Below are 26,662 nucleotides of genomic sequence, written 5' to 3' on the forward strand. Positions count from 1 at the left end.
CGAAAGCCTTGCGCCATCACGCCAATTGCTCTACCTCACAAAGTTCAGAAGAACAGCATTTCAAGAGCTTCCAATGACCCTTGTCGACGTCCGTACGCCAGATCCGAAACGCTTCATTCCCGGTGCCACCGGCGATTGGGAAATCGTTATCGGCATGGAAGTCCATGCCCAGGTGCTGAGCAATTCCAAGCTCTTCTCCGGTGCCTCGACCGAGTTCGGCAAGCCGCAGAATTCCAACGTCTCACTCGTCGATGCCGCCATGCCCGGCATGCTGCCCGTCATCAACGAGGAATGCGTCAAGCAGGCCGTGCGCACGGGTCTCGGCCTGAAGGCACAGATCAACAATCGTTCGATCTTCGACCGCAAGAACTATTTCTATCCCGACCTGCCACAGGGCTATCAGATCTCGCAGTTCAAGGATCCGATTGTAGGCGAAGGCAAGATCGTCATCTCGCTGGGGCCGGATCGTCAGGGTCAGTTCGAAGATATCGAGATCGGCATCGAGCGTCTGCATCTGGAACAGGATGCGGGCAAGTCTTTGCATGACCAGCATGCGACGATGTCCTATGTCGATCTCAACCGCTCCGGCGTCGCGCTGATGGAAATCGTCTCCAAGCCGGACATCCGCTCGGCTGACGAGGCGAAAGCCTATATGACCAAGCTGCGCTCGATCGTGCGCTATCTCGGCACTTGCGACGGCAACATGGACGAAGGCTCGATGCGCGCCGACGTCAACGTCTCCGTGCGCCGTCCGGGCGGCGAGTTCGGCACGCGTTGCGAAATCAAGAACGTCAACTCCATCCGTTTCATCGGTCAGGCGATCGAATACGAAGCACGCCGCCAGATCGGCATTCTGGAGGATGGCGGCAAGATCGATCAGGAAACCCGCCTGTTCGATCCGAACAAGGGCGAGACGCGTTCTCTGCGCACCAAGGAAGATGCGCATGACTATCGCTATTTCCCCGATCCGGATCTGCTTCCGCTTGAATTCGACGATGCTTTCGTCAAGGAACTTGCCGCGCACCTGCCGGAGCTGCCCGACGACAAGAAGGAGCGGTTCGTCCGCGAGCTCGGCCTCTCGATCTACGATGCTTCCGTTCTGGTCTCGGAAAAGGCGATTGCCGACTATTTCGAAGCCGTCGCCGCCGGCCGTGATGGCAAGATGGCTGCCAACTGGGTCATCAACGACTTGCTTGGCGCCTTGAACAAATCAGGCAAAGATATTGAAGAGACTCCGGTTTCTCCCGCCCAGCTCGGTGCGATCATCGATCTCATCAAGGCTGAAACCATCTCCGGCAAGATCGCCAAGGATCTGTTTGAAATCGTGCTGACCGAAGGCGGCAATCCCGCCGAGATTGTCGAGACCCGCGGCATGAAGCAGGTGACCGACACCGGCGCCATCGAAAAGGCCGTCGACGAAATCATCGCCGCTAACCCGGACCAGGTTGCCAAGGTCAAGGCAAAGCCGACCCTTGCCGGCTGGTTCGTCGGCCAGGTGATGAAGTCGACAGGCGGCAAGGCCAACCCGCAAGCCGTACAGGCGCTGGTCAAGGCCAAGCTCGGCATCGAAGAGGAATAATCGGTGTTCTTCGTGCGCACCGCCGGCGAGCAGGACCTGGAAAAGGTCCGTGCTCTGCTGGGCGAGACCTGGCATGCGACCTACGACCATATCTATGGGGCGGCGAAAGTCAGCGAACTGCACGCTTCCTGGCACTCGCCAGCAGCGCTGAAGGCCCGGCTGGCGAACAAGAATTCCGAATTCCTGGTTGCCGATGACGGCCGGGCGATCGGCGGCATGGGCTATGCCGCCATGTCCAAGGAGATGACCAAGACGGTCATGCTCCACATGCTCTATGTCAGCCCCCGCCATCAGCGCCAGGGTATCGGTCGCGATATCTTCGCCGAACTGGAAACATGCTTTCCGGACGCTGAAATCATGCGCCTCGAGGTCGACCTGCAAAACGAGCCTGCAATCGCCTTCTACAAGGCGCATGGCTTTGTCGAAGTAGGCCGTTCGGACAATAGCGGGCAGGGGCAATCGGGTTTGCCGACGCTGATATTCGAGAAGCCGTTGGCAGGGCACTGAAAGAATAGACGAGATCATTCATGGAAGATGCCCGGTTAGCAATCCGCGAAGCGAAAGAATCCGATCTTCCCTCCCTGATCGACCTTTTTGCTGCCGACGCCATGGGCGGCCATGGCGACACGACTGACCCCTCTGCTTACGACGACTATCTGCGTGCGTTTCGCACTATTGCCGCATCTTCCGACCAGACGCTCTATGCTGCCGAACTTGGTGGTGAGATTGTCGGCACGTTCCAGACGATCGTTGTGACCTCGCTGCACGCTAGAGGATCTTCCGCCATGATAATCGAGTCCGTACAAACACGGACGGAACTGCGCGGGCAGGGGATCGGCGCCGCGATGATCAATTTCTGCATCGACGAGGCAAAAGGCCGCGGCATGAAGATGGTACAGCTAACCTCGAATGCGGTACGTAAGGACGCACACCGCTTCTATGAGAGACTGGGTTTCAAGCCGACCCATCTCGGCTTCAAGATGACATTGAAATGAACCAGTTTGCCTGCTGGAATCACTGGACAAGCCGGTCCGGTGGCGGCATAAGCAAACGACTGAATTCTGGTATCGCTCGCCTTTCAGCGGGTATCGAGGAAAAGACATGTGGAATCTCATCGTACAAACCTTCACCTGGTGGAATGGTCAGACCATGGGGACGCGCTTTGCGACCTGGCGGTTTGGCAAGCGTGTCGGCGAGGATGAGCTTGGCAACGTCTATTACGAAGGCGGCATGTCCTCCTACGGTCTCCCCAAGCGTTGGGTGATCTACAAGGGTTATGCCGAAGCCTCGTCTATTCCTCCGGGCTGGCACGGCTGGATGCATCACCGCACCGACGTTCCGCCGAGCAAGGACAAGTACGTCGCCAAGGAATGGCAGAAGGATCATCGCGCCAACCAGACTGGCACGCCGCAGGCTTACCGTCCGCCGGGCTCACTGGCCGTTGCCGGCGAGCGTCCGCGCGTGACCGGCGACTACGACGCCTGGACCCCCGGTAACTGAGCACGCCCATTGTAACTGAGCAAGAAGGCCCGGCTCGTCCTTTGGCCACAATTTGGCTTTAGGCGCGACATAAGCCGGCTCTTGCTCGGCGCTTTGACCGAGACTAAGCGGAGATTGGCGGATATGACGGTTTTCACGCGGAGCGCTTCTTTGCGTGCAATATCGGGAGCAGGCGTCGCTCTCCTTGTCGGCATCATGTTGGCCCCTTCAGCCGAGGCGGCCCGTATCGCCAATCCCGTTGCTGTATTTTCCGGCCTCGACAAGATCACCGGCCGCATCACCACCTTCGATGTGTATGTCAACGAAACCGTGCAATTCGGCGCGTTGCAGGTAACGCCGCGCGCTTGCTACTCGCGAGACGACACCGAACAGCAGAAGGTTGATGGCTTCGTCGAGGTCGATGAGATCACCCTTGATCGCCGCATCCGCCGCATCTTCACCGGTTGGATGTTTGCAGATAGCCCTGGCCTCAACGCCGTAGAGCATCCGATCTATGACGTCTGGCTGAAGGAGTGCAAACAGAAGTCCGACGTCCCCGCGCCGGATACTGCCGGCGCGAAGTGATCGATTTCAAGATTTTAACGTGAAGTGACCGCCCGCGGAAGCCTTGCTCCCGCGGGCGAAATTTTTACAACCCTTCCCGATGGATCGCGGCACTTCCGATCGCGTGGCGATCGACGGCATCCGATAGGTCGAGAATGATCCTTGTGCCGTCCTTAGGCCTGTTGCGCAGAACGATCTCGTGATTCGGATGAGCCTTCAGCTTGCCTCCTTCGTGGAGAGCCTGAAGCCTCGAGCGTGAGATCGACAGTTCCGACGCTAGCAAGCGGTCGAGGCGAAGGTTGGCGGAAAATTCAGCCACCACCTCGATTTCGAGGGCTGTCCAAGTGCTCGCCTCACTGATCCATTCTTTTGAAACGACCGCATCTGGCGGCTCCTCGATGCGCTTTGTCTTCCGTTTCAGGGCCTCGACATCGAATTCCTGTTTGCGAACCCAATTCGGATCACTGCGCTGCAGTGCCTCCAGCGTGGCGGGGGAGAGATCGCGAAGGTTTCGGCGCTCGAAGAGCGTTCTGTTCCATGTCTTATCGCAATGTAAGCATTTGTAGATCAGCCAGGCATCGAGTTTTCGGCCATTGGCATTGAGCCTGACCTTGCCGCTCGATTTGAAGGGTTTGAAGCATCCGCAGGTGCTGCAGGCGATCCATGGCTGCGGCGCAGTCTGGGGACAAATGGTCCATCGGACCCGAAGAATATTGCACATACCGTCTTGGTCTTCCGTTTGGAAGTCCACCAAGCTGGCGATAAGACTAGCCCGTCAGGGCACGGCATGGCGATGTATGCGGGACGGCTGAAGAGCTGAGACAGCAATGGCTGTGCAGGGCGCGTTGGAACAATGCCAAACCGGTCTCAGGCCACCACCCGATGGACATGAATACGCATCGGACGACGGCTTGTCGCCCCGACGCATTGGGTGAAACTGGATGAGACCGGTAGTTACAAAGGCAAAGTGAAACCTCGACGCGCAAATGCTCTTCGCGTCGAGCGATAGCAAATAACAACCGCAGTTTGAAGCCTCTGGAGCGCTTCCGCTTTGAATAGAGCCGTGAAAATGCTCTATCTCTTTGTTTCCACGGTAATTCCGGACGCAAAACCGCCGCGCGCGTTTGCTGGGACGCTCCAAAGCGTCCGTCAGGTATTGTTTTCGCTGTCCGTCTTCTCCTTGCGACGAAACAGGCCGAGAATCTTGCGGCCGGCGGCGACCACACCCGCCAGAACGACGATCAGGCCCTTCTTCAACGCGAGGAGGGCTACGCCAAAACTCTTAAAGAAGCCGAGAACGATGGCAAGGAATCCGAGCTTCGCTGCGATCTTTACGCCGGCGCCGGCTGCGATCATGCCCGCCATGCTGTAGGCCGCGATCTTGTCGCCGTTGACAAAGTCGGCATAGCGTTTGCCACTGTCGTATTGCACTGTGTTGATGACGTTCGGAATAGCGGCATTGATCTGCTGCAGCTGGTTAAGCCCGGCAATGAACTCAAGCTCAGTGACGCCCTCGCGCCCGAGAACGCGGACGGAGTAGTTCAGCGTATGCTCGCCGTTCGCATCCTTGCCGAAGATCAGGTCGCGGGCCCAGTGCAGGGCATGGCTTGCCTTGTCGTAATGCGGTGGTTCAGCCCAGCCGACCAGGGTGATCGGATCGTAACCTTGCTGCTCTCGCTCTGGATTTTCCTCCTTGATAGCATCCTGGATTTGCTTCAGCAGTTCATTGTAGTCCGTCGAGGCCGCATCGTCGTCTGAGACATGGCCGCTGTCTTCATAGTCGATCAGCGCGCCCCAGGATTGCTGATCGATCGGCGAATATTTTGCCGGAAAGATCATGCCGAGCGTGGAGCTTGCGGCATTCTCGGGATTGCCCCAGAGCTGCACCAGCACCTTTCGCGCGTCATTCGGATTGAGATAGTAGAATTGATCCGAAACATTCAGCGTTGCATTTGCCGAGGAAAGCTTGATCGCGCCTTGCTGGAAGTTCAGCTGCTTCAGCACCGCGCCTTGCGGCCCGGCCGGCGGCTCGACCCCGAACATGTCGTGAAAGGATTTGGCATCAGCCTGCGTTGCTAAGGCCCAAGCTGCGAGAGCGACGATTGCAAGATGGTTCTTCAATATTCTACCTCCGGATGTCGAGGCGAACTTAGGGCGATCTTGATCGGAATCAATTCGCCTAAAGAGAATATCAACCGCTAAAAAAGCTCAGATTGGGCGATTCCATCGCTTTTTCGAGTATCCTTGCGTAGTCGTCTTTCGGCATGTCGATCGCGCCGAACGTCTTCAGGTGTTCGGTGGTGAACTGGGTGTCCAGAAGCGTAAAGCCGCGTTGCCGCAGGCGCTCGACCAGGTAGACGAGGCAGATCTTGGAAGCGTCCGTGCGGCGGGAGAACATGCTCTCGCCGAAGAAGGCCGAACCCAGTGATACGCCATAAAGACCACCAACCAGCGTGTCGCCTTCCCATGCCTCGACGGAATGCGCATGACCGAGATGATGGAGGACGCCGTAAAGCGAGCGGATGGTGTCGTTGATCCAGGTGCTCGGTCGACCGCTCGTCTGTTCGGCACATGCCGCTATCACGCCCTCGAAGTCCGTATTGAAGCGGATATCGAAGGGCTTCTGACGGATCTTCTTTGCCAGGCTTTTGGATATGTGGAACGTATCGAGCGGGATGATCCCCCGCAGCTCCGGCTCGACCCAGAAAATCTCGGGGTCGTCAGCTGATTCCGCCATCGGGAAAAGCCCGATGGAATAGGCGCGCAGCAATATCTCCGGAGTAACACCGGGACGTTTGCCGCGCGCTCCGGGCACAGGCTAGGCCGAGGTCTTGGCCAGGTAGTCTTCCAGCCAATGGATATCGTAATCGCCGTTGGCGATATCCTGGTTGGAAACCAGATCCTGGAACAGCGGCAGGGTGGTCTTGATGCCATCGACGACGAACTCGTCGAGTGCGCGACGCAGACGCATCATGCATTCGACGCGGGTGCGGCCGTGCACGATCAGCTTGCCGATCAGGCTGTCGTAGTAAGGCGGGATCCGATAGCCCTGATAGGCGCCGGAATCGATACGTACGCCAAGACCGCCGGGCGCATGGAAGTGCGTGATCGTGCCGGGCGAGGGGACGAAGGTGCGTGCATCTTCGGCATTGATGCGGCATTCGATGGCATGGCCATGGAAATGCACTTCATCCTGCGTCACCGAAAGACCGCCGCCGGAGGCAACGCGGATCTGTTCGTGCACGAGGTCGATGCCGGTAATGGCTTCCGTCACCGGATGCTCCACCTGCAGGCGAGTGTTCATTTCGATGAAGTAGAACTCGCCGTTCTCGTAGAGGAACTCGATGGTACCGGCACCGCGATACTTCAGCTTCTTCATGGCGTCGGCGCAGATCTGGCCGATCCTCATGCGTTGTTCGACGTTGAGGGCCGGGGAATTGGCTTCTTCCCATACCTTCTGGTGACGGCGCTGCAGTGAGCAGTCGCGTTCGCCGAGATGGATGGCGTTGCCTTCACCGTCGCCGAACACCTGAACTTCGATATGGCGCGGCGTGCCGAGATACTTTTCCATGTAGACGGATTCGTTGCCGAAAGCCGCAGCCGCTTCCGTGCGAGCCGTCGACCAGGCTTCGATCAGGTCTTCTTCCGTGCGTGCGACCTTCATGCCGCGGCCGCCGCCGCCGGCAGTTGCCTTGATGAGCACCGGATAGCCGATTTCGCGTGCCGTCTTCAGCGCTTCGGCTTCGGTCTTCACTTCGCCATCGGAGCCGGGAACGACCGGGATGCCGAGCTGCTGTGCGGTGGTCTTGGCGGTAATCTTGTCGCCCATGATGCGGATATGGTCCGCCGTCGGGCCGATAAAGGTAATGCCGTGCGCCTCGAGAATATCGGCGAACTTGGCGTTTTCCGAGAGGAAACCATAGCCGGGATGCACAGCGTCGGCGCCGGTGATCTCACAGGCGGCAACGATCTGGTGGATGTTGAGATAGCTTTCACGCGACGGCGGCGGGCCGATGCAAACGCTTTCATCCGCAAGCCGAACATGCATCGCGTCAGCGTCGGCGGTGGAGTGCACCGCAACGCTCGCAATGCCGAGCTCCTTGCAGGCGCGCAGCACGCGCAGGGCGATCTCTCCGCGATTGGCTATGAGAATCTTCGAAATCATGGGCATGGGCTTACTCGATGACTACGAGGGCTTCGCCGTACTCGACAGGGCTTCCGTCCTGAACGACGATTTCGGTTACCGTGCCGGACTTCGGCGCAGGGATCTGGTTCATCGTCTTCATCGCTTCGATGATGAGGAGGGTCTGGCCCTCCTTGACGACCGAGCCGACCTGAATGAAGGCGGCCGAGCCCGGAGCCGGCGCCAGATAGGCAGTGCCGACCATCGGTGCGCTGACGACGTTGTCAGGATTGCGCGTCTTGCCTGCGGGGGCTGCCGTTGCGGCAGCCGGTGCTGCGGCGGCAGGAGCAGCGAAGGCAGCGGGAGCTGCGATCGGAGCCTGCACATACTGCATGTTGCCTGCGCGAGACACACGAATGCGCAGATCTTCCTGTTCGACTTCGATCTCCGTCAGATCCGTGTCGTTAAGAATGTTGGCGAGGTCGCGAATGAGCGCCTGGTCGATACCCGATTTCTTTTCAGCCATAGGATTTCTTGCCCTGTATTTTTGTTATTGGGTGATGGATTTCAGCGCATGGAGCGCCAGGATGTAACTATGAGGTCCGAAACCGCAGATCACGCCCTTTGCGGCGGGCGCGATCATCGATTTGTGCCGGAATTCTTCGCGTGCGTGGATATTGGAGATATGCACCTCCACCACGGGAATGGAAATAGCGCGGATAGCGTCGTGCAGCGCGATCGACGTATGCCCGTAGGCGCCGGGATTGATCGCGACGCCGGCAGCCTTGTCGCCTGCCTCGTGCATCCAGTCGACCAGCACGCCTTCGTGATTGCTCTGGCGGAAATCGACGATGAAGCCCAGGCTTTCGCCCACGGACTTGCAGTCTGCTTCGATATCCTGGAGCGTCTTGCCGCCATAGATGCCCGGCTCGCGCTTGCCGAGAGCATTCAAATTGGGTCCGTTGAGGACAAAAATAGTTTGCGCCATCAGTGGTTCCGTCAAAGTACAGCGCAACCTATAGACTCCCGAGGCCTCATAGGAAAGCCCCGGAGCGTAGGTTGCGCGTCTCTAGATGTGGAAACGCCGCGATTTTGGCATTTTTGAGCCTTGTCCAAATAGACGGGATTTCGGTAATGCCCCGAACGCGGCGCAAGACGCCGGGATAAAAGCGTCAGCAGGAGGTCTTGCCGCAGCTGCGGACGTTGGCGATCTTCTCCTTTATGGCCTCAAGCCCGATGGCGCCGGAAATGGTTTCGTTGCCAATGACATAGGCCGGAGTGCCCGTCACGTTGAGATCGGTCGCAAGCTGATATGTTGCCTTGATCATGTCGTTGTTGGGGCTTTTCGCCATTTCCGTACGAAGCGCCGCTTCGGTGACGCCGAGCGATGTCCCAACTTCGATAGCGCTGTCTTCCGATGCGCGGCCGTCGCTGCTCAAAAGCTTATGATGGAACTCCGCATATTTTTCCGGAGCGAGCTTGCGGAAGGCGTCCGAAACGCGCGATGCAGCGACCGAATCCGCTCCGAGGATCGGGAGTTCCTTCAGCACGAAGCGTATATCCTTGTCCTGCTTCAGCAGCTTGTCCATGTCGCCAAGTGCGTGTCGGCAATAGGTGCAGTTGTAGTCGAAGAATTCCACTACCGTTATGCTGCCCTTCGGATTGCCGATCGCGACATCGTCCTTGGAGTTGAAGATGGCATCCTTGTTTTGGGTGATCACTTGCGCCGATTGAGCAAGGCGGGCTTCGTCCTGCTTCTTTTCAAGCGAGGCCTGCGCGTCCAGCAGGACTTCCGGATGATCGACGAGGTATTCCTTGATGAATTCGCCGATTTCCTTCTTTTGCTGCTCGTCCAGCGCGGCGGCGGGCTGGATCGCGGCGAAGGATGCTGTGAGGGCAATCGCCGAAACCGTCAGCAGGCTCTTGAAAGAAAAGGTCATTGGGTCCTCGTTTGATTCATGCGGAGACTTCATTCTCGGATGCGGCATAGCACCGTCGGGTTAACATCCGCAAATATGGATCGGCAATTTACGGCGTATGCCTATTTCCAGAAACAGGAATTTTCACGGCAAAGCCGCAATCGCAGGATTGTGAACGCACCGATATTGCGGCAAATGTCGCAGGACGATCCGATCCGAGAGAGAATTGATCTTGTTTTCCCTATCCAAGCGCAGCGATGTCGAACCCTTCCACGCCATGGATGTGCTGGCCGAGGCGACGCGACGCCGCCAAGCCGGGCACCCTGTCATTTCGATGGCAGTCGGCCAGCCGTCCTATCCGGCGCCGCAGGCGGCTCTGCAGGCTGCGCGTGCGGCCCTCGATCACGGCCGGATCGGCTATACGGATTCTCTCGGGACGCTGGCACTGCGTCAGGCGCTCTCCGCGCACTACAAGACGCGCCACGGGCTTTCGATTGACCCGAAGCGCATCGCGATCACGACCGGATCGTCGGCCGGCTTCAATCTTGCGTTCCTGACCCTGTTCGACGCCGGCGACAGCGTCGCCATCGCTCGTCCCGGCTATCCCGCCTATCGCAACATCCTTGGCGCATTGGGCCTCGATGTCGTGGAAGTGCCGGTGACGGAAGAGACACAGTTCACGCTGACGCCGGAAAGCCTTGAGGCATTGCAGACGGCGAGCGGCAAGCGCCTGAAGGGCGTGTTGCTGGCAAGCCCCGCAAATCCGACAGGCACGGTGACGGGCAGGGCGGCGCTGAAGGCGCTCGCGGATTATTGCGCGGAGCGTTCGATCGCCTTCATCTCCGATGAGATCTATCATGGGCTCACCTTCGTCGGTGAAGAGACGAGCGCGCTGGAACTGACGGACGAGGCGATCGTCATCAATTCCTTCTCGAAATACTATTGCATGACAGGCTGGCGCATCGGCTGGATGGTTCTTCCGGAGCGGCTGGTGCGACCCGTCGAGCGCGTTGCCCAGAGCCTTTATATCTCCGCGCCCGAACTTTCCCAGATCGCCGCCGAGGCCGCGCTCGGAGCCGGTGCCGAGCTCGATGTTTATCGCGAGAGCTATGGTCGCAACCGCGATTTCCTGATGCGTCGTCTTCCGGAGATCGGCTTTCACATCGCATCGCCAATGGACGGCGCTTTCTACGCCTATGTCGATGTCAGCCGCTTCACCAATGACAGCATGGTGTTTGCGCGCAAGATGCTGGCGGAAATCAATGTCGCTGCCACGCCTGGTCTTGATTTCGATCCCGTCGAAGGGCATCGGGTGATGCGGATCTCCTACGCAGGCTCCAACGCCGAGATTGAAGAGGCCACCGAGCGTATGGCCGCCTGGCTGAAATAGAATCCCTGATCAATGGGTTGCGCCTGTTTGCGAAAGTGATTTCGCAGGCCGCGAACATCGTTTCCCGCGTGTGATCTCTGGACTGGAGCGGCCAGGCGTTCGTGGAAGTGCTCAGAGCGCCGTGCTTCCTTTCGGAAGCACAAAGGTCGCTCTAACCTATTGAATCTACAGCATCGGCCCGAAAATCGATTCCGATTTTCGGGCCGATGCTGTAGCGCTCCATGCCGCCGCCTTGCGCATTTCTGGACGGGGAGGCTGCCTGGCGCTTTCTCCCGGAATTGCTCTCATCGCTCTGCCGAAACGAAAATCCGGCCGCGTCGCCACGGCCGGATTACAATCAATCAGTCTCTAGTTGCGGCTCTCAGAAGAAACCGCGGCGCTGCCACCAGCCAGCCTTCTTGGGCTTGTTCGGCTCTCCGTCGCCATCGCCACCCTCGTTGGTGCGATTGGACGTGACGACCGGCGCGGAGGATGCAACGTTCGACTCGCGGTTGGCGCGTGCCGGCTTGGCTGCTTCTTCGGCGGTTTCAGGAGCGGCAGGCTCGCTGGCGGTATCCAGCGTCTGCACGATCTCGGCGACCGTCTCGGTTTCGACATCAGCCACGGCCGTTACCTCTTCAACCGGCGTTTCGACCGGAGAGGCCTCGGCAGCTGCAGCCTTCGGCTTCCGGCGGCTGCGGCTCTTGGCAGGCTTGACGTCTTCCGTAACGGTGGCCGCGGTCTCGACTGCTGCCATGGCCGGCTGGGCCTCGACGGCAGCTTCGCCTTCGGAAACGGCGATTTCCGCGACTGTTACAGCGACTTCTTCTCCACCCTCTGCATTGGCTTCGGCAGCCTCGCCGGTTTCGGAGTCACCTTCGTTGCCGGCATCCTGTTCGCTGCCCTCGTTTTCACGATTGCGGCGACCGCCCCGCTTGCCGCGACGGCGGCGCTTGCGCTTCTGCTGTGCATCATCGTCGTTGCCGGATGCATTGGCATCGATATCGGCATCATCGTCACTTTCGTCGCCATCTTCCCCGTCTTCGGAAGCGTCCGCAACGGATGCATCATCGGAGGAGGCGCCGGCCTGGGCATCATTGCCACGACCGCGACGGCGACGGCGGCGCTTGCGCTTGCGGCCACCTTCATTGTTTTCAGAACGGGCGACCGGCTGCTGTTCGTTGCTTGCAGCCTTTTCTTCCAGCTCTTCGTCTTCTTCCTCATCCGCCTCGATAACGATATCGTCGTCATCGTCATCAGGGATGGCTGCGAAGTTGAATAGGGTTTCGATCTTCACCGGATTGGCAACCGGCTCGCCACGATCGATCGCGAAATGCTGATTGCCGACGGCATTGTCGGCATCGATGACGATGGCGACACCAAAACGGTTCTCATAATCGATGATCGTCTGGCGCTTGTGGTTGAGCAGATAGAGCGCGATATCCGGCGTCGTACGCACGGTGATGTCGTGCGTCGTGTTCTTGAGAAGATATTCTTCGATCCCGCGCAGAACGTGCAGAGCAACGGAAGACTGCGAACGCACATGGCCGGTGCCGCCGCAATGCGAGCAGATCTGCGTGGTGCTTTCCAGAACCGATGCACGGATGCGCTGGCGCGACATTTCCAGAAGGCCGAAATGCGAGATGCGGCCAACCTGGATACGGGCGCGATCGTTCTTCAGGCATTCCTTCAGCTTCTTCTCGACAGCGCGGTTATTGCGCTTTTCTTCCATGTCGATGAAGTCGATGACGATCAGGCCGGCCAGGTCGCGCAGACGCAGCTGGCGTGCGATTTCCTCGGCGGCTTCCAGGTTCGTCTGAAGCGCCGTGTCCTCGATGGAATGCTCGCGGGTCGAACGGCCGGAGTTGACGTCGATCGAAACCAGCGCTTCCGTCTGGTTCATGATCAGATAGCCGCCCGAACGGAGCGTCACCTGCGGCTGCAGCATCCGGTCGAGCTGTGCCTCGATGCCGGAGCGCGAGAAGATTGGGTGAATGTCGCGATAGGGCTGAACCACCTTGGCGTGGCTCGGCATCAGCATCTTCATGAAGTCTTTCGCTTCACGATAGCCTTCTTCGCCAGCAACGATGACTTCGCCGATATCCTTGTTGTAGAGGTCGCGGATCGAGCGCTTGATCAGGCTGCCTTCCTCGTAGACGAGGCAGGGAGCGGTCGATGCGAGCGTCAGCGTACGGACGTTCTCCCAAAGGCGCATCAGATATTCGAAGTCGCGCTTGACCTCGACCTTGGTGCGGTTCGCACCGGCGGTACGCAGGATGACGCCCATGCCTTGCGGCACTTCGAGCATCTTGGCGATCTCCTTCAGGCGCTTGCGGTCCTGCGGATTGGTGATCTTGCGGGAAATGCCGCCGCCGCGTGCCGTGTTCGGCATCAGAACCGAGTAACGGCCAGCGAGCGACAGATAGGTGGTCAGCGCAGCACCCTTGTTGCCGCGCTCTTCCTTCGCCACCTGCACGAGCAAAATCTGCCGGCGCTTGATGACTTCCTGAATACGGTACTGCTTGCGCGGCTTGCGTTGCACGCGGTCCGGAACTTCTTCCATTGCGTCTTCGGCGCCAACGGATTCGATCACTTCTTCTTCATGGTCGTGATCGTCATCGTCGTCGTCATCGTGACGGCGCTTGGACGTCGTGACGTCTTCGGAGATCGAATCGGTTTCGACCATCGCAGCCATCGAACCCGAGGAGCCTTCCTCGTCTTCGCTCGGCGCGTCGACCGTCGCGGTGGCTTCCGGGGCGGGGGCCTCTTCGGCGGGCGCTTCCGCTACCACCTTCTTGCGGCTGCGGCGCGGCTTCGCCTTCTTCGCGGGCGCTGCGTCTTCGGCAGGTGCTGCCGCCTCAACGGCAGGGGCCTCTTCCGCAGTTGCGGCGGGCGCTTCCGCTTCTTCGCTCTCCTTGGAAACGATGCCGATGTCGGGCTGTTCCTGCTGCGAAAGATCGAGCGCGGTTTCGACATGTTCGACATCGTCGTCGCGGCGATGCTCTTCGGCTTCCGCCTTCAGAAGCGCCTGCCGGTCTGCAAGGGGGATCTGGTAGTAGTCGGGGTGAATTTCGGCAAAGGCCAGGAAGCCGTGCCGGTTACCGCCGTAGTCGACGAAAGCCGCCTGAAGCGAAGGCTCGACCCGCGTTACTTTTGCGAGATAGATGTTGCCGCGTATCTGCTTCTTGTGCTGGGACTCGAAGTCAAATTCTTCTATGCGGTTCCCGCGAACGACAACGACGCGCGTCTCTTCCTCGTGAGACGCATCGATAAGCATTTTGTCTGCCATGAAAGCTGTGCTCCTCGGCGCAGGCAATCGGAAGGGGGCCTGCCTGTCGCATGGACAGGCCGGGTGTGTTCCGCAGTTGCTGCACCGGATAATGAAAGTCGCGATTGGTTATTCGGAGATGACAGCATCCAGACGGCAACCGGGGCACTACTTCCCTGGGGTCTGTTCACTTTTTGAAAAAGCTGCTGCGGTGACATCCGTAACCAAGCGAGATCGACTATGCCTTAGACCCACAAGACTGGGCCCGATGAATGTGCTCTCTAAAGAGCGTTTGGTGGCTCTCCACCGATGAACTTCCCGTTTGAAACCGGAAATTCAGATATCCACTGTTTGGAGCAGAAGTACTGCAGACGTCGGATGAATGCCGCTTATGGCGCCTGGTACTCGAGGCGGCTGCCGTTGCGACGACTCTATCCCGTCAACACTTCTACCCTAATATGCGTTGTATGTTTTATCTGTCACAATAGCAAGGGAAAAGCCAAGTATGCCATAATATTGATGGATTCCTCGGATGAGGAGGACGAGGGAGGATCCGTTGCGATTCTCTCCCAGGCGCATCGTCAGCTGGCGCCCATCACGTCAAACCTGGTTCCCGTTATTGGGACTTCAAAAACAACGTCGAAACCAATATGGGGTGCGTTGGACACTTGTTAAAGGGATTGCGGCATGCGGTGGAGAGTGGCGTGAGGGCTTTGCGTTCTGCGATGACGGCCTTTGCTCTTGTTATGGTTGTGGCGTTTGCGCCATTCAACCCGGCCTTCGCCGCGAGCGATCCCATGCTCGCCTATGGCGCGCGCATTGCAGGCGATGATGCCCGCACGCGCATCGTCATCGACATGGATCGCGAACCGACCTTCACCGTGCACTATCTCAACAATCCGGTTCGCGTTGTCGTCGACCTTCCGGCGACCGCATTCGGTTTTCCCGCCGCCGATCTCAAGCCGGCCGGCCTCTTCAAGGATATCCGCTACGGCACAATGGACGCCAACAGCGCCCGCATCGTGCTGACGGCCAAAAAGCCGGTGAAGCTGGTCGTGGCCAAGACCCAGGCCGATGAGGGAGGGAAGGGGCATCGCCTGGTGCTCGATGCGGAGATGCTGCCGGCCGAGCAGTTTGCCGAGCTCGTGAAGCAGCAGAGCTGGACGGCCGCCGACACCGCCAAGGACGTCGGCCCCGTCGATCCGACGCAGAAGGCTGACCCTAATACGTTCCTCGTGGCGGTTGACGCCGGTCATGGTGGCATCGACGCCGGTGCGACCGGCACCGACGGCGCCACGCAGGAAAAGGATATCACGCTAGCCTTCGCGAAGATTTTCGCTGACAAGTTGAACGCGCAGCCCGGTATCAAGGCGTTTCTGACCCGCGACAAGGATCAGTATCTCTCCCTTTCCGAACGAGTGACGATCGCCCGGCAGAATCACGCCTCTCTCTTCATCTCGCTACACGCCGATACGCTGAAGCAAAAGGATATCCGTGGCGCAACCGTCTATACGATCTCGGACAAGGCTTCGGATCGTCTCGCCAGCGAGGTGGCCGACCGCGAAAATGACTCCGACCGCATCGCCGGAACAGAGGCCCAGGCACAGCCGGCCGCCGTCGCCGACATTCTGATGGATCTCACCCGCCGCGAGACGCAGGCCTTCTCCATTTCGCTGGCGCAGGACGTGCTGTCCTCGTTCAACGGCCAGGTTTCCATGATCAACAATCCGCATCGCCACGCCGGTTTCCAGGTGTTGACGGCGCCGGATGTGCCTTCGATCCTTCTCGAACTCGGCTTTCTCTCCAACAAGGAAGACGAGAAACTGTTGCTTGACGCCGATTGGCGGCAAAAGGTTGCCGATCGGCTGACGGAAGCCGTGAAGCAGTACCGCGTTTCTATCATCGCAAACGGCGGCTAGCGGCGTCAGTCGTGGCTTCCGTGTAACAGCGGTGGACTTTGGAATTGAATGAAACTGGGAATACGGGAGCCAAGCCCTATTTTGCTCACATTCCCGCCTTTACAGCGAAGTATCATTCGCTCACGAGTGCCGCGCGGCTTTATCCCATTGCCGTCTTGCATTAACGCCGTGAGCGTGCAAAACGCCCGTCAGTATGCGATGATCTCGCTATATGGCGCATGAAGAACAAGCACCGGTAGTATCAAATGATCAGACTGATTGGATATTTCTTTGGGCTAGGTTGCCTCCTGTTTCTGGGTGTGGCCGCCGCTGCCGCGATCTATCTGAGCGTCGTCTCCAAGGAACTCCCGGATTATGAGGTGCTGGCGAAATATGCGCCGCCCGTGACGACGCGCATCCATGCAGGCAACGGCGCGCTGATGAAGGAATACTCGCGCGAGAACCGGCTTTTCGTGCCAATCCAGGCCATTCCCGACCGCGTCAAGGCCGCTTTCCTTTCGGCTGAAGACAAGAATTTCTACAACCATCCCGGCGTCGATGTCGGCGGCCTCATTCGCGCCGTTGCGGTAAATCTGCAGAATATCGGTTCCGGTCGTCGCTTCGTCGGCGCATCGACCATTACACAGCAGGTCGCCAAGAACTTCCTGCTTTCCGCCGACCAGACCTTTGACCGCAAGATCAAGGAAGCGATTCTGTCCTTCCGCATCGAGCAGGCCTACAGCAAGGACAAGATCCTTGAACTGTATCTCAACGAGATTTACTTCGGCCTTAATTCCTACGGTATCGCTGGCGCGGCGCTGACTTATTTCGACAAGTCGGTTAACGAGCTGACCATCGCCGAATCGGCTTATTTGGCATCGCTGCCGAAGGGGCCTGCGAACTACAATCCCTTCCGTCGCGCCGAAGCAGCGCTGACCCGCCGCAACTGGGTGATCGACCGTATGGTCGAGAACGGCTATGTGAGCCAGAGCGACGGTGAAGAAGCGAAGAAGCAGCCGCTCGGCGTCGTTCCGCCGAAGAGCGGCCCGTCGCTTTTCGCTTCGGACTACTTCGCCGAAGAGGTTCGTCGCCAGCTGATCGATCAATATGGCGAAAAGACCCTTTATGAAGGCGGCCTCTCCGTTCGCACCTCGCTTGATCCGCAGATGCAGCTTGAAGCCCGCAAGGCATTGCAGGACGCATTGGTCGATTACGACCAGCGTCGCGGCTATCGCGGCCCGATCAAGCAGATCGCCACCGCGCAGGACTGGGGTGCCGAACTCGCCAAGGTTCCTGGATTGAGCGATGTTCCCGAATGGCAGGTGGCCGTCGTCCTGTCAGTCTCCGATCAGGAAGCGGATATTGGATTGCAGCCGCGTGTCGACGCCGGAGGCAAGGTTTCGCCGGACCGCAAGCGCGGCACGATTGCCGCCGCCGATATGCGCTGGGCATTCCGGGCGGCGAGCGGCGGCAAGGTTGCCAAGTCGCCGAACGGCGTGCTGAGCGCCGGTGACGTGGTTTTCGTGCAAAAGACTGGTAGCGCCGACTCGACCACCTATCGTCTGCGCCAGCCGCCTAAGGTGCAGGGCGGTCTGGTCGCCATGGATCCGCATACCGGCCGTGTGCTTGCCATGGTTGGCGGCTTCTCCTATGCGCAATCCGAATTCAATCGTGCCACGCAGGCCAAGCGTCAGCCGGGCTCCTCGTTCAAGCCTTTCGTCTACGCGGCTGCAATGGACAACGGCTATACGCCGGCCTCGGTCATTCTCGACGATCCGCTGCAGATCACCCTCAGCAACGGTGATGTCTGGAAGCCGACCAACTATGAGGGCGAGGGCGGTGGCGTCCATACGCTGCGTTTCGCCATCGAGAAGTCTCGCAACTTGATGACGGTTCGCCTCGCGTCCGACATGGGCATGCCGCTTGTCGCCGAGTATGCCGAGCGCTTCGGGATCTACGATCATATGAACCCCGTTCTCGCCATGTCGCTAGGCGCCGGCGAAACGACCGTCTTGCGCATGGTTTCGGCCTATTCTGTCATTGCCAACGGCGGCAAGCAGATCAAGCCGACGCTGATCGACCGCATTCAGGATCGCTACGGCAAGACCATCTTCAAGCATGAGGAGCGCGTCTGCGACACCTGCAACGTCAGCGCCTGGCAAAATCAGGACGAGCCGGCCGTAGCCGACAACCGCGAACAGGTTCTCGATCCGATGACCGCCTATCAGGTCACGTCGATGATGCAGGGCGTCATCATCCGCGGTACGGCTGCAGGCAAGATCAAGCTCAACACCGATGTTGCCGGTAAGACGGGCACCACCAACGACGAGAAGGACGCCTGGTTTGTCGGTTTCACGCCGAGCCTCGTCGCCGGTCTTTATATCGGTTACGATACGCCGACCCCGCTTGGCCGCGGCGGCACCGGCAGCGGCCTTGCTGCGCCGGTCTTCAACGAATTCATGCAGGCCGCAACGAAGGATGAGCCGCCCGAGAAATTCCAGGTTCCGGCAGGCATGACGATGGTGGCCGTCAACCGCGCCACCGGCATGGCGGCGCAGCCGGGCGATCAGGGCGCCATCATGGAAGCCTTCAAGCCCGGTACGGGTCCGGCCACCAGCCTGCAGGTCATTGGCGGTGGGGAAGCAGCCCAGGTCGCGCCGGAGGAAATTCTGCGGACCTCGCCGCAGGCAAACCAGGCGGTCACCTCCGGAGCCGGCGGCCTCTTCTGACCCATTCCAAATTGCCTGAGGGACATGCCGCGGGGCTTTACACCGGCGGCATGTATATTTATGTCACCAGCACTCTTTGAATTGGACCGCCGTTCGCTTTGAGCGGCGAAATGAAGAAACAGGATCATGAGAGCCGAAATCGAGAAAATAGTCGACGAAACCAAGCAGGCTATCACCCTGCTGAGGAGGCATCTTTGACTGGGACCAGGCCGTAAGACGACTGGACTGGTTGAACAATAAATCAGAGGATCCGACCCTCTGGAACGATGCCGCCGAAGCGCAGAAGCTGATGCGTGAGCGCCAGCAGCTTGATGATGGCATTAGCGGCGTGCGCGCTCTCGAGCAGCAGCTTGCCGACAATGTCGAGCTGATCGAGCTTGGCGAAGAAGAAGGCGACGCCGACGTCGTGCGCGAAGCCGAAGACGCACTCAAGGCCTTGAAGGCGGAAGCGGCGCGTCGGCAGGTTGAAGCGATGCTCTCGGGCGAAGCCGATTCCAACGACACCTACCTCGAAGTCCACTCGGGCGCCGGCGGCACCGAGAGCCAGGACTGGGCGAACATGCTTCTGCGCATGTATACCCGCTGGGCCGAACGCCAGCGCTTCAAGGTGGAGCTTTTGGAAGTGCATGACGGCGAAGAAGCCGGCATCAAGTCGGCGACGCTGCTGGTCAAGGGACACAATGCCTATGGCTGGCTGAAGACCGAATCGGGCGTACATCGCCTGGTGCGCATCTCGCCCTATGACAGCAATGCGCGTCGTCACACGTCTTTCTCGTCGATCTGGGTGTATCCGGTCGTCGACGACTCGATCCAGATCGAGATCAACGAAAGCGATTGCCGAATCGATACCTACCGTTCGTCTGGCGCCGGCGGCCAGCACGTCAACACGACCGATTCGGCCGTGCGTATCACGCACATTCCGACCGGCATCGTCGTGCAGTGCCAGCAGGAGCGCTCGCAGCACAAGAACCGCGCCAAGGCGTGGGACATGCTGCGCGCCCGCATGTACGAAGCGGAACTGATGAAGCGCGAGGAGGCCGCCAACGCCGAGGCCGCGTCCAAGACGGATATCGGCTGGGGCCATCAGATCCGCTCCTACGTCCTACAGCCTTACCAGCTGGTCAAGGATCTGCGGACGGGCGTCGCCAGCACCGCTCCGGGCGATGTGCTTGACGGCGATCTCAACGAGTTCATGGAAGCCGCTCTGGCGCACCGTATCAGCGGCGCGGCCGATGCCGTGGTCGATGATGTCGATTAAGATTGAAACGTACTAAAAAAAGCCCCGGAGACGGGGCTTTTTTATTGGCGTCGCGAGCGATGCAGGCAGCAGTTTTCAATCCGAAAACTGCTCCGCGAGGATTCTGTCTGACCAGGACCCGTCAGGATCGGACAGGATGCGTGCCGTTGTATCTTCACTCTGCATGATCCGGACCCCGAGCACCGATTTGACCTCGGTATTGTCGGCAGCCGCATTGACCGGGCGCTTTTCCGCTTCGAGCACGGTGATATCCACCGTCACCTTATTCGGCAGCAAAGCGCCGCGCCAGCGGCGAGGGCGGAAGGCACTGACGGGCGTCATGGCCAGCAGTGGCGCTTCCAGCGGGAGGATGGGACCGTGGGCGGAAAGATTGTAGGCGGTGGAGCCCGCCGGGGTCGTCACCATCAGCCCGTCGCAAATAAGCTCCGGCAGGCGGACGCGACCGTCGATCTCGACCTTCAGCTTTGCCGTCTGGTAAGACTGGCGAAACAACGACACCTCGTTGATCGCGAGCGCAACGCAGCTGCTCCCATCCGCATTGCGTGTGGTCATCTGCAACGGATGAAACGCATTTTCGACGGCCGCTTCGATGCGTTCCGCCAAACCATCCGTCCGGTAGTCGTTCATCAGGAAGCCGATCGAGCCGCGATTCATACCGTAGACGCGCTTGCCCGTATTCATGGTCTTGTGCAGCGTCTGCAGCATGAAGCCATCGCCACCGAGCGCTACGACGATATCCGCCTCTTCCTGGTCCGTCTGACCATAGAGGCGAATCAGCTCTTCCTGAGCCTCCTGTGCTTCGGGAGTGGGCGAGGCGAGAAAGCAGACGGATTGAAAATGACGCGACATGCCATGTCCTTTGAATGATGGTACTAGGTAATGATATTCCCCCTATGCGACAAGACGTTTTGTAAAGACTGGTAAATCCCGCCCCGGCTCGTGAGTGGGGATACTGAAGAACGTGGCGTATTTTCTCTTTACAGGAGATCAAAATCTGCTACTTGGCATGCCAGTGTGCCCTTGTAGCTCAGTTGGTAGAGCACCTGATTTGTAATCAGGGGGTCGCGGGTTCGAACCCTGCCGGGGGCACCACTTTTTTCCCAGGAACTTGATCGTCATACCGCCCGCGCTATGGAAAAGCGGCAGTCGCAGACTAATATGTGGATGCCGATGCCTTCCTGGCGTCCTCTACGATCTTCAACATAAATCGCGCCCTTGGAAAAACATGACCAGCAAGCCGAAGAAACCCAAACTCGAACATTCCGAACTCTCGGGCGAGTTCACCGATGACGACGTCACCGTTTTGGTCGATATCTTTCGTCCGGCCGGCACCAATGGCGACTGGCGGATGGAAGTCATTACGCCGGAAGAAGATTTGATCGAATGGGAAGAACCTTTCGCGACCGATCGCGAGGCTTTCGACGAGTTCCTGGCGACGGTTGCGCGTGATGGCATCCGGTCGTTCTTCGACGACGCGGATCCTGCAGTTCATTGAGGCTGCTTCTGTGTCTCGTCCGTTTCGATAGGGCAAGTCCAGGAAAACTGCGCAGCGGTTTTCCGCCTGGAGCGCGAGAGAACAGGCTGTGGCATTTTTGGGCTTCGAAGGACGTAGATGTGCGTCTGCTCCTTCCGTTCCCTACTGAATCTTCCGTCTGACGGCTGTGAGAAGCAGGCGCATTTACACTTTCTGAAATCGGCATACACTTCTCCCGTCGAAGGCGGGTGAGGATACGGTCATGCGCGAGACAGTGAGATATCTTGTTTGGGGATTGCCGCTTGTTGTCATCGCGGTTGCCGCAAGCGCGTCGGCCCTGGCCGGCGAAAACTGCTACTGCAAGAATACGGACGGAAAGCAGCATGCCGTGGGCGAAGTCGCCTGCATGACCGTAGGCGGCAAGAGCTATCTCGCGCAATGCGAGATGAACCTCAACGTCACCTCATGGTCGAAGCTGCAGGACGGATGCCCGATCACCGAGATGTCGCCTTGGCGTCAATCTCCGTGGCATGCCACGCCGATCGCGGTCAGGTGAATGGATCGGCCTTCACGCGACGGCAGATATGTCAGAAATGATGCCGGTTCACAGCGGAGGGGCTACAACGACCCCATGCGCGTGATATTTGACGCGGAGGGGTCGTTGTAACAATTTAAGCCTGTATCCACTGGATTGCGTTAGCCCCACAGCCAAGTGTGTTTCCCCGACGCAAAGTTTCGGCCGCCGCTCGGCAATCGGCAGCCTGCTATTTGCGCTTCAGCAGCAGCGGTTCGCCTTCTTCCTCGTCGGATTTCTGGAATGTGCCGTCCGGCTTCATGTCGAAGGAGAGCGAGGAGCCGTCGCTGCCCAACATGACCCGTCCGAAACCTTCCGCCGCCCAGAGCGAGAGCTTGAGATCGCCGATTTCGCTGGCGCAGTCTCCGGCTAGTGACATTTTCGCGGTGCCATCCGGATCCTTGTCGGTCGTCAGAGTGACGTCGCAGACGGGTTTCCCGTCCGGGCGCTGGATGCGCCAGGCTCCGGCGAGACTTGCGACGGTCGGCACATGGTCGACGTCTCCCAAGGCCGGCAGAAGCCAGGTCGGGTCGCCGCTCTCGCTCTCCCACGGAGAGCCTTCTTCCTGCTGAAACCGAAGGAGCATCTGGCCTGCACCATCCATGATAGCAAGCGAGCCATCGTCGGCGAAGTTCCACGCGCCGGCCTTGGAAAGAGCGGGCAGGGGGGTTGCGCAGGCATCAGCCCCGGTAATGCCATAGCCGCCGGTAACCGGGTTGGTATCGAAGGTCAGCCGGCATCCCTTGGCTCCGCTTTCAGGTGCCAATAGCCACGCACCCGCCTGCGCCTTGATAAGTTCGTCATCGGCAGCGCGTGCCGGTTGACCCATAGCGAGAGCAAGGGCGACGGAAGCCGCCGCTAGACCAAGAACACGGATCAAAGCAAATTCCCCCAACTGGTCGCGGCCGCCTCGGCGCCGCTAGATTTTCAGATAGGATCGCGCCGCATAAAGCGCGATCGCAGCTGCGTTCGAGACATTGAGTGATTTGATGGCGCCCGGCATATCGAGCCGTGCCAGCGCGTTGACAGTTTCCCGCGTTTTCTGGCGAAGCCCCTTGCCTTCCGAGCCGAGCACGAGCGCGACCTTCTCGCCGCTGAACGTGCCTTCAAGCGGTGCCGGACCTTCCGAATCAAGGCCGATCGTCGTGAAGCCGAGCCGATGCAGCTCGCCGAGCGCATCAGCAAGATTGGTGATCTGTATATAAGGTATCAGCTCAAGTGCACCGGAGGCGGATTTCGCCAATACGCCTGATTCGGTCGGGCTATGGCGCTGGGTGGTGATGACGGCGCCAGCATCGAAGGCCACGGCAGAGCGCATGATCGCGCCGACATTGTGCGGATCCGTCACTTGATCGAGAACGAGCAGCAACGGGCTACCCTTCAGCGCTTCTAAGCGGCGAACGGGCAGGGGACGCGTCTCCAGCATCACGCCCTGGTGGATCGCTTCGGGGCCTAGCACCTTGTCTATATCCTGCGGCGAGACGATCTCGACAGGAATACCGAGCGAATCGACCGGACCGATTTCCAACCGCACCAGCGCATTCTGCGTCGTCGACAGCTTGATATTCTTGCGCTCGGGATTGCTAAGAGCCGCGCGCACCGTGTGCAGGCCATATAAGAGGACCTGGTCGGGCGCGAGCGCCGGCGGCTTCCAATCGTCTGCGCCGGCGCGCTTGCGCTTCTGCGGTGCTGGCGTCGGAATTTCACCGCGCTCGCGTTTTGCGTCGCGATGGGCGCGGCGCAGGGTGGCATAGTGCGTGTCCTTGGCGGACTTGTCGCCGGCGGTATTGTCTGGGCCGGAGCGGCCGGATGTTTTATCTTTGCTCATGCGGCTTTATAACCAGCGGCTTCCTGGGCGCATAGTCCTCTTTCGGCGGCGGACTTTTCCCACAGGCTGAAATTTTTTCGTCATTTTTGCGAATTCCTTGTGTTGACAGAAGGAATTCGTCCGGTCATATACGCGGCGCAGACGACGGCGGCGACGCCAACATCTAGCAAGCTTGGTCGCAAGATCCAGTCGGAATACTGGAGGGATGCCCGAGTGGTTAAAGGGGACGGACTGTAAATCCGTTGGCTCAGCCTACGTTGGTTCAAATCCAACTCCCTCCACCATTCCGGACCGGATCTTGACCACCCGCGGGTATAGCTCAATGGTAGAGCAGCAGCCTTCCAAGCTGAATACGCGGGTTCGATTCCCGCTACCCGCTCCAAGATTTCAAAACGCCGCACTTTGCCACATGCCTGTGTCTGGTCATGCCGTGACTTGGCTTTTTGAGCGTGCTTAGCTCGAATCCCTTTATCTGATTGCTTCTTGTTCAAGCGATCGGAGTGGCTTTAGCGATTTCTATCGTCACCGCTCGCCTCGGATGCTCCGCATTCCTTCGAATATGGCGAGTCCATCAAGGTTTTTTCAACTCCTGCTTGCTAATCTTCGTGCAAGGGGCGTTCTCAGGCTAATCAGCCGACGAATTTGGGGAAGACTCGGGCAAGGGCCGCGTCATTTTCAAATCCAACCTATTCGTTGTTCATACGCTCGTGTCCGAACCAGATAGATCAAACTAGCAGGCGATAATGATGTCTCTGACCATATCAGTTCTTGTTATTTTAGCGGGCGGTGTACTTTTATCTCTCCTCTCTCCAGCTTTTTACGTGATGCTCGCCGTAGTCATCATTGTGGCATGGAGGGAAAAAGGGGCCGCATATGCGATAACCTTGGCAGTGCTCTTCGGCGTGATCGCATATGCGCTTCAATGGGCAGAGTTTAGAGCTCTTGGGGTTATGGCTGGTTGGCTCGAGCCTCTCTCCAAGGGTCTGGGAGTCGCAATCACTCTGATATTCTTCGCTGGCATCACCCGCATTATGCGTTGCTTGCATATAAAAAGAGGATCTCTCCCTAGATCCCGTGGCGCTTGAATGACTTTGTCCAATTCAGCGGTTTCGAAGCAGACGATGCAGCTTAGTGACTTGCCTCCACCTCCGCTTTGCATAATTGACACGAAGGGTTGCTTAAATCCCCGCGAGCGATAGATATTGCTCAGGCAACCGAAACGGGAGAGCGCAAATGGGTATCTTCGACAAGATCAAGGGTGCAATCTGGGGACAGGCAAAGGCTGCCGAGGCTGCTCCTGCACCGACCACCACCGCTGCAACTGCCAATCCGGCGCCTGCGCCGACGCCGGCTCCTTCGTCTACCACGGCGGCCACATCGCCTGCGACCAGTGCGCCATCAGCTCCGGTGGATATCGCCTCGATCCTCGATGCGGCGGTAAAGAAGAGCGGCCAGAAACTGGACTGGAAGCATTCGATCGTCGATCTGATGAAGGCACTTGGCATGGATGCCAGCCTTTCCGAGCGCAAGGAGCTGGCGCAGGAACTGGGCTACACCGGCGATGCTGGCGATTCCGCCAAGATGAATGTTTTCCTTCACAAGGCACTTCTGCAGAAGCTTGCCGACAATGGCGGCAAGGTGCCGGCCGATCTTCTGGACTGATAGCGTCAAGCATTGGTGAACGGCATCTGCCGGCCTCAACCGGTAAAGCGTCGCGATCGGTGACGATCCATAGCCGTTTAATTATTTTGCGCCCTTTCCCAGCGGGAGAGGGCGCTTTGTTTTGACGGCTATTCCATTTGCAAGGATGCTTTCATCCCGGCGCCCGCCACTGGAATTCTTGTCTGCGCTTCCCTATCTAAGCGACTGAACCGGCAAATGCTTTTTTGTCTTTCCGGATCGGTCGGCGAATTTTGCGCGGCGAAGGAAAGTCGAAGGTCGGGGGTCCTCGGCCAGCGGCAAAGCTTCGCCCGGAATGGCCCCTGTAATTAAGTCTTGCGCAAACGCGACGAAAGCCTTAAACGGCGGCACTAAACCGGTTCGCCGGGGTCACTCATTACGTTCATAGGAAGCATTCAAATGGCAAAGAGTAAGTTTGAGCGCAATAAGCCTCACGTCAACATTGGTACGATTGGGCACGTTGACCACGGCAAGACGTCGCTGACAGCAGCGATCACGAAGTACTTCGGCGAGTTCAAGGCGTACGACCAGATCGACGCTGCTCCGGAAGAGAAGGCTCGTGGTATCACGATCTCGACGGCACACGTTGAGTATGAGACGCCGAACCGTCACTACGCTCACGTCGACTGCCCCGGCCACGCTGACTATGTCAAGAACATGATCACGGGTGCTGCACAGATGGACGGCGCGATCCTGGTTTGCTCGGCTGCCGACGGCCCGATGCCGCAGACGCGCGAGCACATCCTGCTTGCTCGTCAGGTTGGCGTTCCGGCCATCGTCGTGTTCCTGAACAAGGTCGACCAGGTTGACGACGCTGAACTTCTCGAGCTCGTCGAGCTTGAAGTTCGCGAACTTCTGTCGTCCTACGACTTCCCGGGCGACGACATCCCGGTTGTCAAGGGTTCGGCCCTTGCTGCTCT

At 58.9% G+C, this 26,662-nt stretch carries 25 protein-coding genes and 3 tRNA genes; 17 read left to right on the top strand and 11 right to left on the bottom strand.

The annotated features are described in order from the left end of the window. Positions 1 to 73 precede the first annotated feature (73 nt). From gatB to ACIQJ2_RS32180, 5 genes are all read left to right on the top strand, one after another. Positions 74 to 1,579 carry an Asp-tRNA(Asn)/Glu-tRNA(Gln) amidotransferase subunit GatB gene (gene gatB, locus ACIQJ2_RS32160; protein WP_400675132.1) on the top strand — a complete coding sequence of 502 codons (1,506 nt, stop codon included), beginning with the start codon at positions 74 to 76 and terminating at the stop codon, positions 1,577 to 1,579. Between the two features lie 3 nt (positions 1,580 to 1,582). Beyond that, complete coding sequence (locus ACIQJ2_RS32165; RefSeq protein ID WP_400675134.1) at positions 1,583 to 2,086, top strand: GNAT family N-acetyltransferase; 504 nt, start codon at positions 1,583 to 1,585, stop codon at positions 2,084 to 2,086. A gap of 20 nt (positions 2,087 to 2,106) precedes the next feature. Further along, positions 2,107 to 2,574, top strand: coding sequence for a GNAT family N-acetyltransferase (locus tag ACIQJ2_RS32170; RefSeq protein WP_400675136.1), 468 nt, complete (start codon positions 2,107 to 2,109; stop codon positions 2,572 to 2,574). Positions 2,575 to 2,680: 106 nt separating this feature from the next. Then, on the top strand, positions 2,681 to 3,079 hold the full coding sequence (locus ACIQJ2_RS32175; protein WP_199144699.1) for an NADH:ubiquinone oxidoreductase subunit NDUFA12: 399 nt from the start codon (positions 2,681 to 2,683) through the stop codon (positions 3,077 to 3,079). A gap of 123 nt (positions 3,080 to 3,202) precedes the next feature. Next, a complete protein-coding gene (locus ACIQJ2_RS32180; protein ID WP_199144697.1) occupies positions 3,203 to 3,643 on the top strand; it encodes a DUF2155 domain-containing protein in 441 nt (146 codons plus the stop codon). Positions 3,644 to 3,707: 64 nt separating this feature from the next. On the opposite strand, the gene ACIQJ2_RS32185 is transcribed toward ACIQJ2_RS32180, so the two are convergent. The 7 genes from ACIQJ2_RS32185 to ACIQJ2_RS32215 all read right to left on the bottom strand — a co-directional run bounded on the left by ACIQJ2_RS32185 (position 3,708) and on the right by ACIQJ2_RS32215 (position 9,685). Next, positions 3,708 to 4,343: a DUF1062 domain-containing protein gene (locus ACIQJ2_RS32185; RefSeq protein ID WP_400675138.1), complete on the bottom strand. Its 636-nt coding sequence runs from the start codon at positions 4,341 to 4,343 to the stop codon at positions 3,708 to 3,710. A 428-nt stretch (positions 4,344 to 4,771) separates the two neighbouring features. Beyond that, positions 4,772 to 5,743 carry a DUF2167 domain-containing protein gene (locus ACIQJ2_RS32190; RefSeq protein WP_400675140.1) on the bottom strand — a complete coding sequence of 324 codons (972 nt, stop codon included), beginning with the start codon at positions 5,741 to 5,743 and terminating at the stop codon, positions 4,772 to 4,774. Positions 5,744 to 5,813: 70 nt separating this feature from the next. Next, positions 5,814 to 6,437: a leucyl/phenylalanyl-tRNA--protein transferase gene (gene aat, locus ACIQJ2_RS32195; RefSeq protein ID WP_400675142.1), complete on the bottom strand. Its 624-nt coding sequence runs from the start codon at positions 6,435 to 6,437 to the stop codon at positions 5,814 to 5,816. A 3-nt stretch (positions 6,438 to 6,440) separates the two neighbouring features. Then, entirely contained in the window at positions 6,441 to 7,793 is a 1,353-nt protein-coding gene (accC, locus tag ACIQJ2_RS32200; RefSeq protein ID WP_199144691.1) for an acetyl-CoA carboxylase biotin carboxylase subunit, read from the bottom strand. A 4-nt stretch (positions 7,794 to 7,797) separates the two neighbouring features. Beyond that, positions 7,798 to 8,271 carry an acetyl-CoA carboxylase biotin carboxyl carrier protein gene (gene accB / locus ACIQJ2_RS32205; protein WP_199144689.1) on the bottom strand — a complete coding sequence of 158 codons (474 nt, stop codon included), beginning with the start codon at positions 8,269 to 8,271 and terminating at the stop codon, positions 7,798 to 7,800. A gap of 24 nt (positions 8,272 to 8,295) precedes the next feature. Next, on the bottom strand, positions 8,296 to 8,733 hold the full coding sequence (gene aroQ / locus ACIQJ2_RS32210; RefSeq protein WP_199144687.1) for a type II 3-dehydroquinate dehydratase: 438 nt from the start codon (positions 8,731 to 8,733) through the stop codon (positions 8,296 to 8,298). 184 nt (positions 8,734 to 8,917) lie between these two features. After that, positions 8,918 to 9,685: a DsbA family protein gene (locus ACIQJ2_RS32215; protein ID WP_199144685.1), complete on the bottom strand. Its 768-nt coding sequence runs from the start codon at positions 9,683 to 9,685 to the stop codon at positions 8,918 to 8,920. Between the two features lie 211 nt (positions 9,686 to 9,896). On the opposite strand from ACIQJ2_RS32215, the gene ACIQJ2_RS32220 reads away from it, so the two are divergent. After that, complete coding sequence (locus tag ACIQJ2_RS32220; RefSeq protein WP_400675145.1) at positions 9,897 to 11,054, top strand: pyridoxal phosphate-dependent aminotransferase; 1,158 nt, start codon at positions 9,897 to 9,899, stop codon at positions 11,052 to 11,054. A 361-nt stretch (positions 11,055 to 11,415) separates the two neighbouring features. On the opposite strand, the gene ACIQJ2_RS32225 is transcribed toward ACIQJ2_RS32220, so the two are convergent. Beyond that, the gene (locus ACIQJ2_RS32225) at positions 11,416 to 14,322 is read right to left on the bottom strand and encodes an Rne/Rng family ribonuclease (RefSeq protein ID WP_400746687.1); all 2,907 of its coding nucleotides are present in this window, start codon (positions 14,320 to 14,322) and stop codon (positions 11,416 to 11,418) included. Between the two features lie 704 nt (positions 14,323 to 15,026). Here ACIQJ2_RS32225 and ACIQJ2_RS32230 point away from each other — a divergent pair. The 3 genes from ACIQJ2_RS32230 (at position 15,027) to prfB (ending at position 20,186) form a co-directional block, all read left to right on the top strand. Continuing rightward, positions 15,027 to 16,220, top strand: a complete 1,194-nt coding sequence (locus ACIQJ2_RS32230) for an N-acetylmuramoyl-L-alanine amidase (RefSeq protein ID WP_400675185.1) — start codon at positions 15,027 to 15,029, stop codon at positions 16,218 to 16,220. Between the two features lie 245 nt (positions 16,221 to 16,465). Beyond that, entirely contained in the window at positions 16,466 to 18,928 is a 2,463-nt protein-coding gene (locus tag ACIQJ2_RS32235) for a penicillin-binding protein 1A (RefSeq protein ID WP_400675147.1), read from the top strand. Between the two features lie 126 nt (positions 18,929 to 19,054). Next, positions 19,055 to 20,186 (top strand): peptide chain release factor 2 gene (gene prfB, locus ACIQJ2_RS32240; RefSeq protein ID WP_199151036.1). Its coding sequence is split into 2 segments (ribosomal slippage): positions 19,055 to 19,123 and positions 19,125 to 20,186, totalling 1,131 coding nucleotides; the frame shifts between segments, so codons are not numbered across the junction. 75 nt (positions 20,187 to 20,261) lie between these two features. Here the strand turns inward: prfB and ACIQJ2_RS32245 are convergent. Continuing rightward, positions 20,262 to 21,035 carry an NAD kinase gene (locus ACIQJ2_RS32245; protein WP_199095627.1) on the bottom strand — a complete coding sequence of 258 codons (774 nt, stop codon included), beginning with the start codon at positions 21,033 to 21,035 and terminating at the stop codon, positions 20,262 to 20,264. Positions 21,036 to 21,202: 167 nt separating this feature from the next. On the opposite strand from ACIQJ2_RS32245, the gene ACIQJ2_RS32250 reads away from it, so the two are divergent. The 3 genes from ACIQJ2_RS32250 to ACIQJ2_RS32260 all read left to right on the top strand — a co-directional run bounded on the left by ACIQJ2_RS32250 (position 21,203) and on the right by ACIQJ2_RS32260 (position 22,216). Then, positions 21,203 to 21,278 (top strand) — tRNA-Thr (locus tag ACIQJ2_RS32250). A gap of 133 nt (positions 21,279 to 21,411) precedes the next feature. Further along, on the top strand, positions 21,412 to 21,681 hold the full coding sequence (locus tag ACIQJ2_RS32255) for a hypothetical protein (RefSeq protein ID WP_199097850.1): 270 nt from the start codon (positions 21,412 to 21,414) through the stop codon (positions 21,679 to 21,681). 241 nt (positions 21,682 to 21,922) lie between these two features. Beyond that, positions 21,923 to 22,216 (top strand): hypothetical protein, encoded by a 294-nt coding sequence (locus tag ACIQJ2_RS32260; protein WP_199151035.1) that lies wholly within the window; start codon positions 21,923 to 21,925, stop codon positions 22,214 to 22,216. 208 nt (positions 22,217 to 22,424) lie between these two features. Here the strand turns inward: ACIQJ2_RS32260 and ACIQJ2_RS32265 are convergent, their stop codons facing one another. Together ACIQJ2_RS32265 and rlmB are read right to left on the bottom strand one after the other, a co-directional pair. Continuing rightward, the gene (locus ACIQJ2_RS32265) at positions 22,425 to 23,114 is read right to left on the bottom strand and encodes an AprI/Inh family metalloprotease inhibitor (protein ID WP_400675151.1); all 690 of its coding nucleotides are present in this window, start codon (positions 23,112 to 23,114) and stop codon (positions 22,425 to 22,427) included. A 39-nt stretch (positions 23,115 to 23,153) separates the two neighbouring features. Continuing rightward, on the bottom strand, positions 23,154 to 24,062 hold the full coding sequence (gene rlmB / locus ACIQJ2_RS32270) for a 23S rRNA (guanosine(2251)-2'-O)-methyltransferase RlmB (RefSeq protein WP_400675154.1): 909 nt from the start codon (positions 24,060 to 24,062) through the stop codon (positions 23,154 to 23,156). Between the two features lie 199 nt (positions 24,063 to 24,261). Between rlmB and ACIQJ2_RS32275 the strand changes: the two genes are divergently transcribed. The 5 genes from ACIQJ2_RS32275 to ACIQJ2_RS32295 all read left to right on the top strand — a co-directional run. Continuing rightward, positions 24,262 to 24,346 (top strand) — tRNA-Tyr (locus tag ACIQJ2_RS32275). Between the two features lie 24 nt (positions 24,347 to 24,370). Continuing rightward, a tRNA-Gly gene (locus tag ACIQJ2_RS32280) sits at positions 24,371 to 24,444 on the top strand. 361 nt (positions 24,445 to 24,805) lie between these two features. Next, entirely contained in the window at positions 24,806 to 25,147 is a 342-nt protein-coding gene (locus tag ACIQJ2_RS32285; protein WP_400675156.1) for a hypothetical protein, read from the top strand. Positions 25,148 to 25,295: 148 nt separating this feature from the next. Continuing rightward, positions 25,296 to 25,724 carry a DUF3597 domain-containing protein gene (locus ACIQJ2_RS32290; protein WP_199151680.1) on the top strand — a complete coding sequence of 143 codons (429 nt, stop codon included), beginning with the start codon at positions 25,296 to 25,298 and terminating at the stop codon, positions 25,722 to 25,724. 417 nt (positions 25,725 to 26,141) lie between these two features. Then, a partial coding sequence (locus ACIQJ2_RS32295; protein WP_400746689.1) for a GTP-binding protein occupies positions 26,142 to 26,662 on the top strand: 521 nt, incomplete at its 3' end.

Origin of the sequence: Rhizobium sp. NPDC092011 (assembly GCF_044756305.1) — a bacterium.
Lineage (GTDB): Bacteria > Pseudomonadota > Alphaproteobacteria > Rhizobiales > Rhizobiaceae > Rhizobium.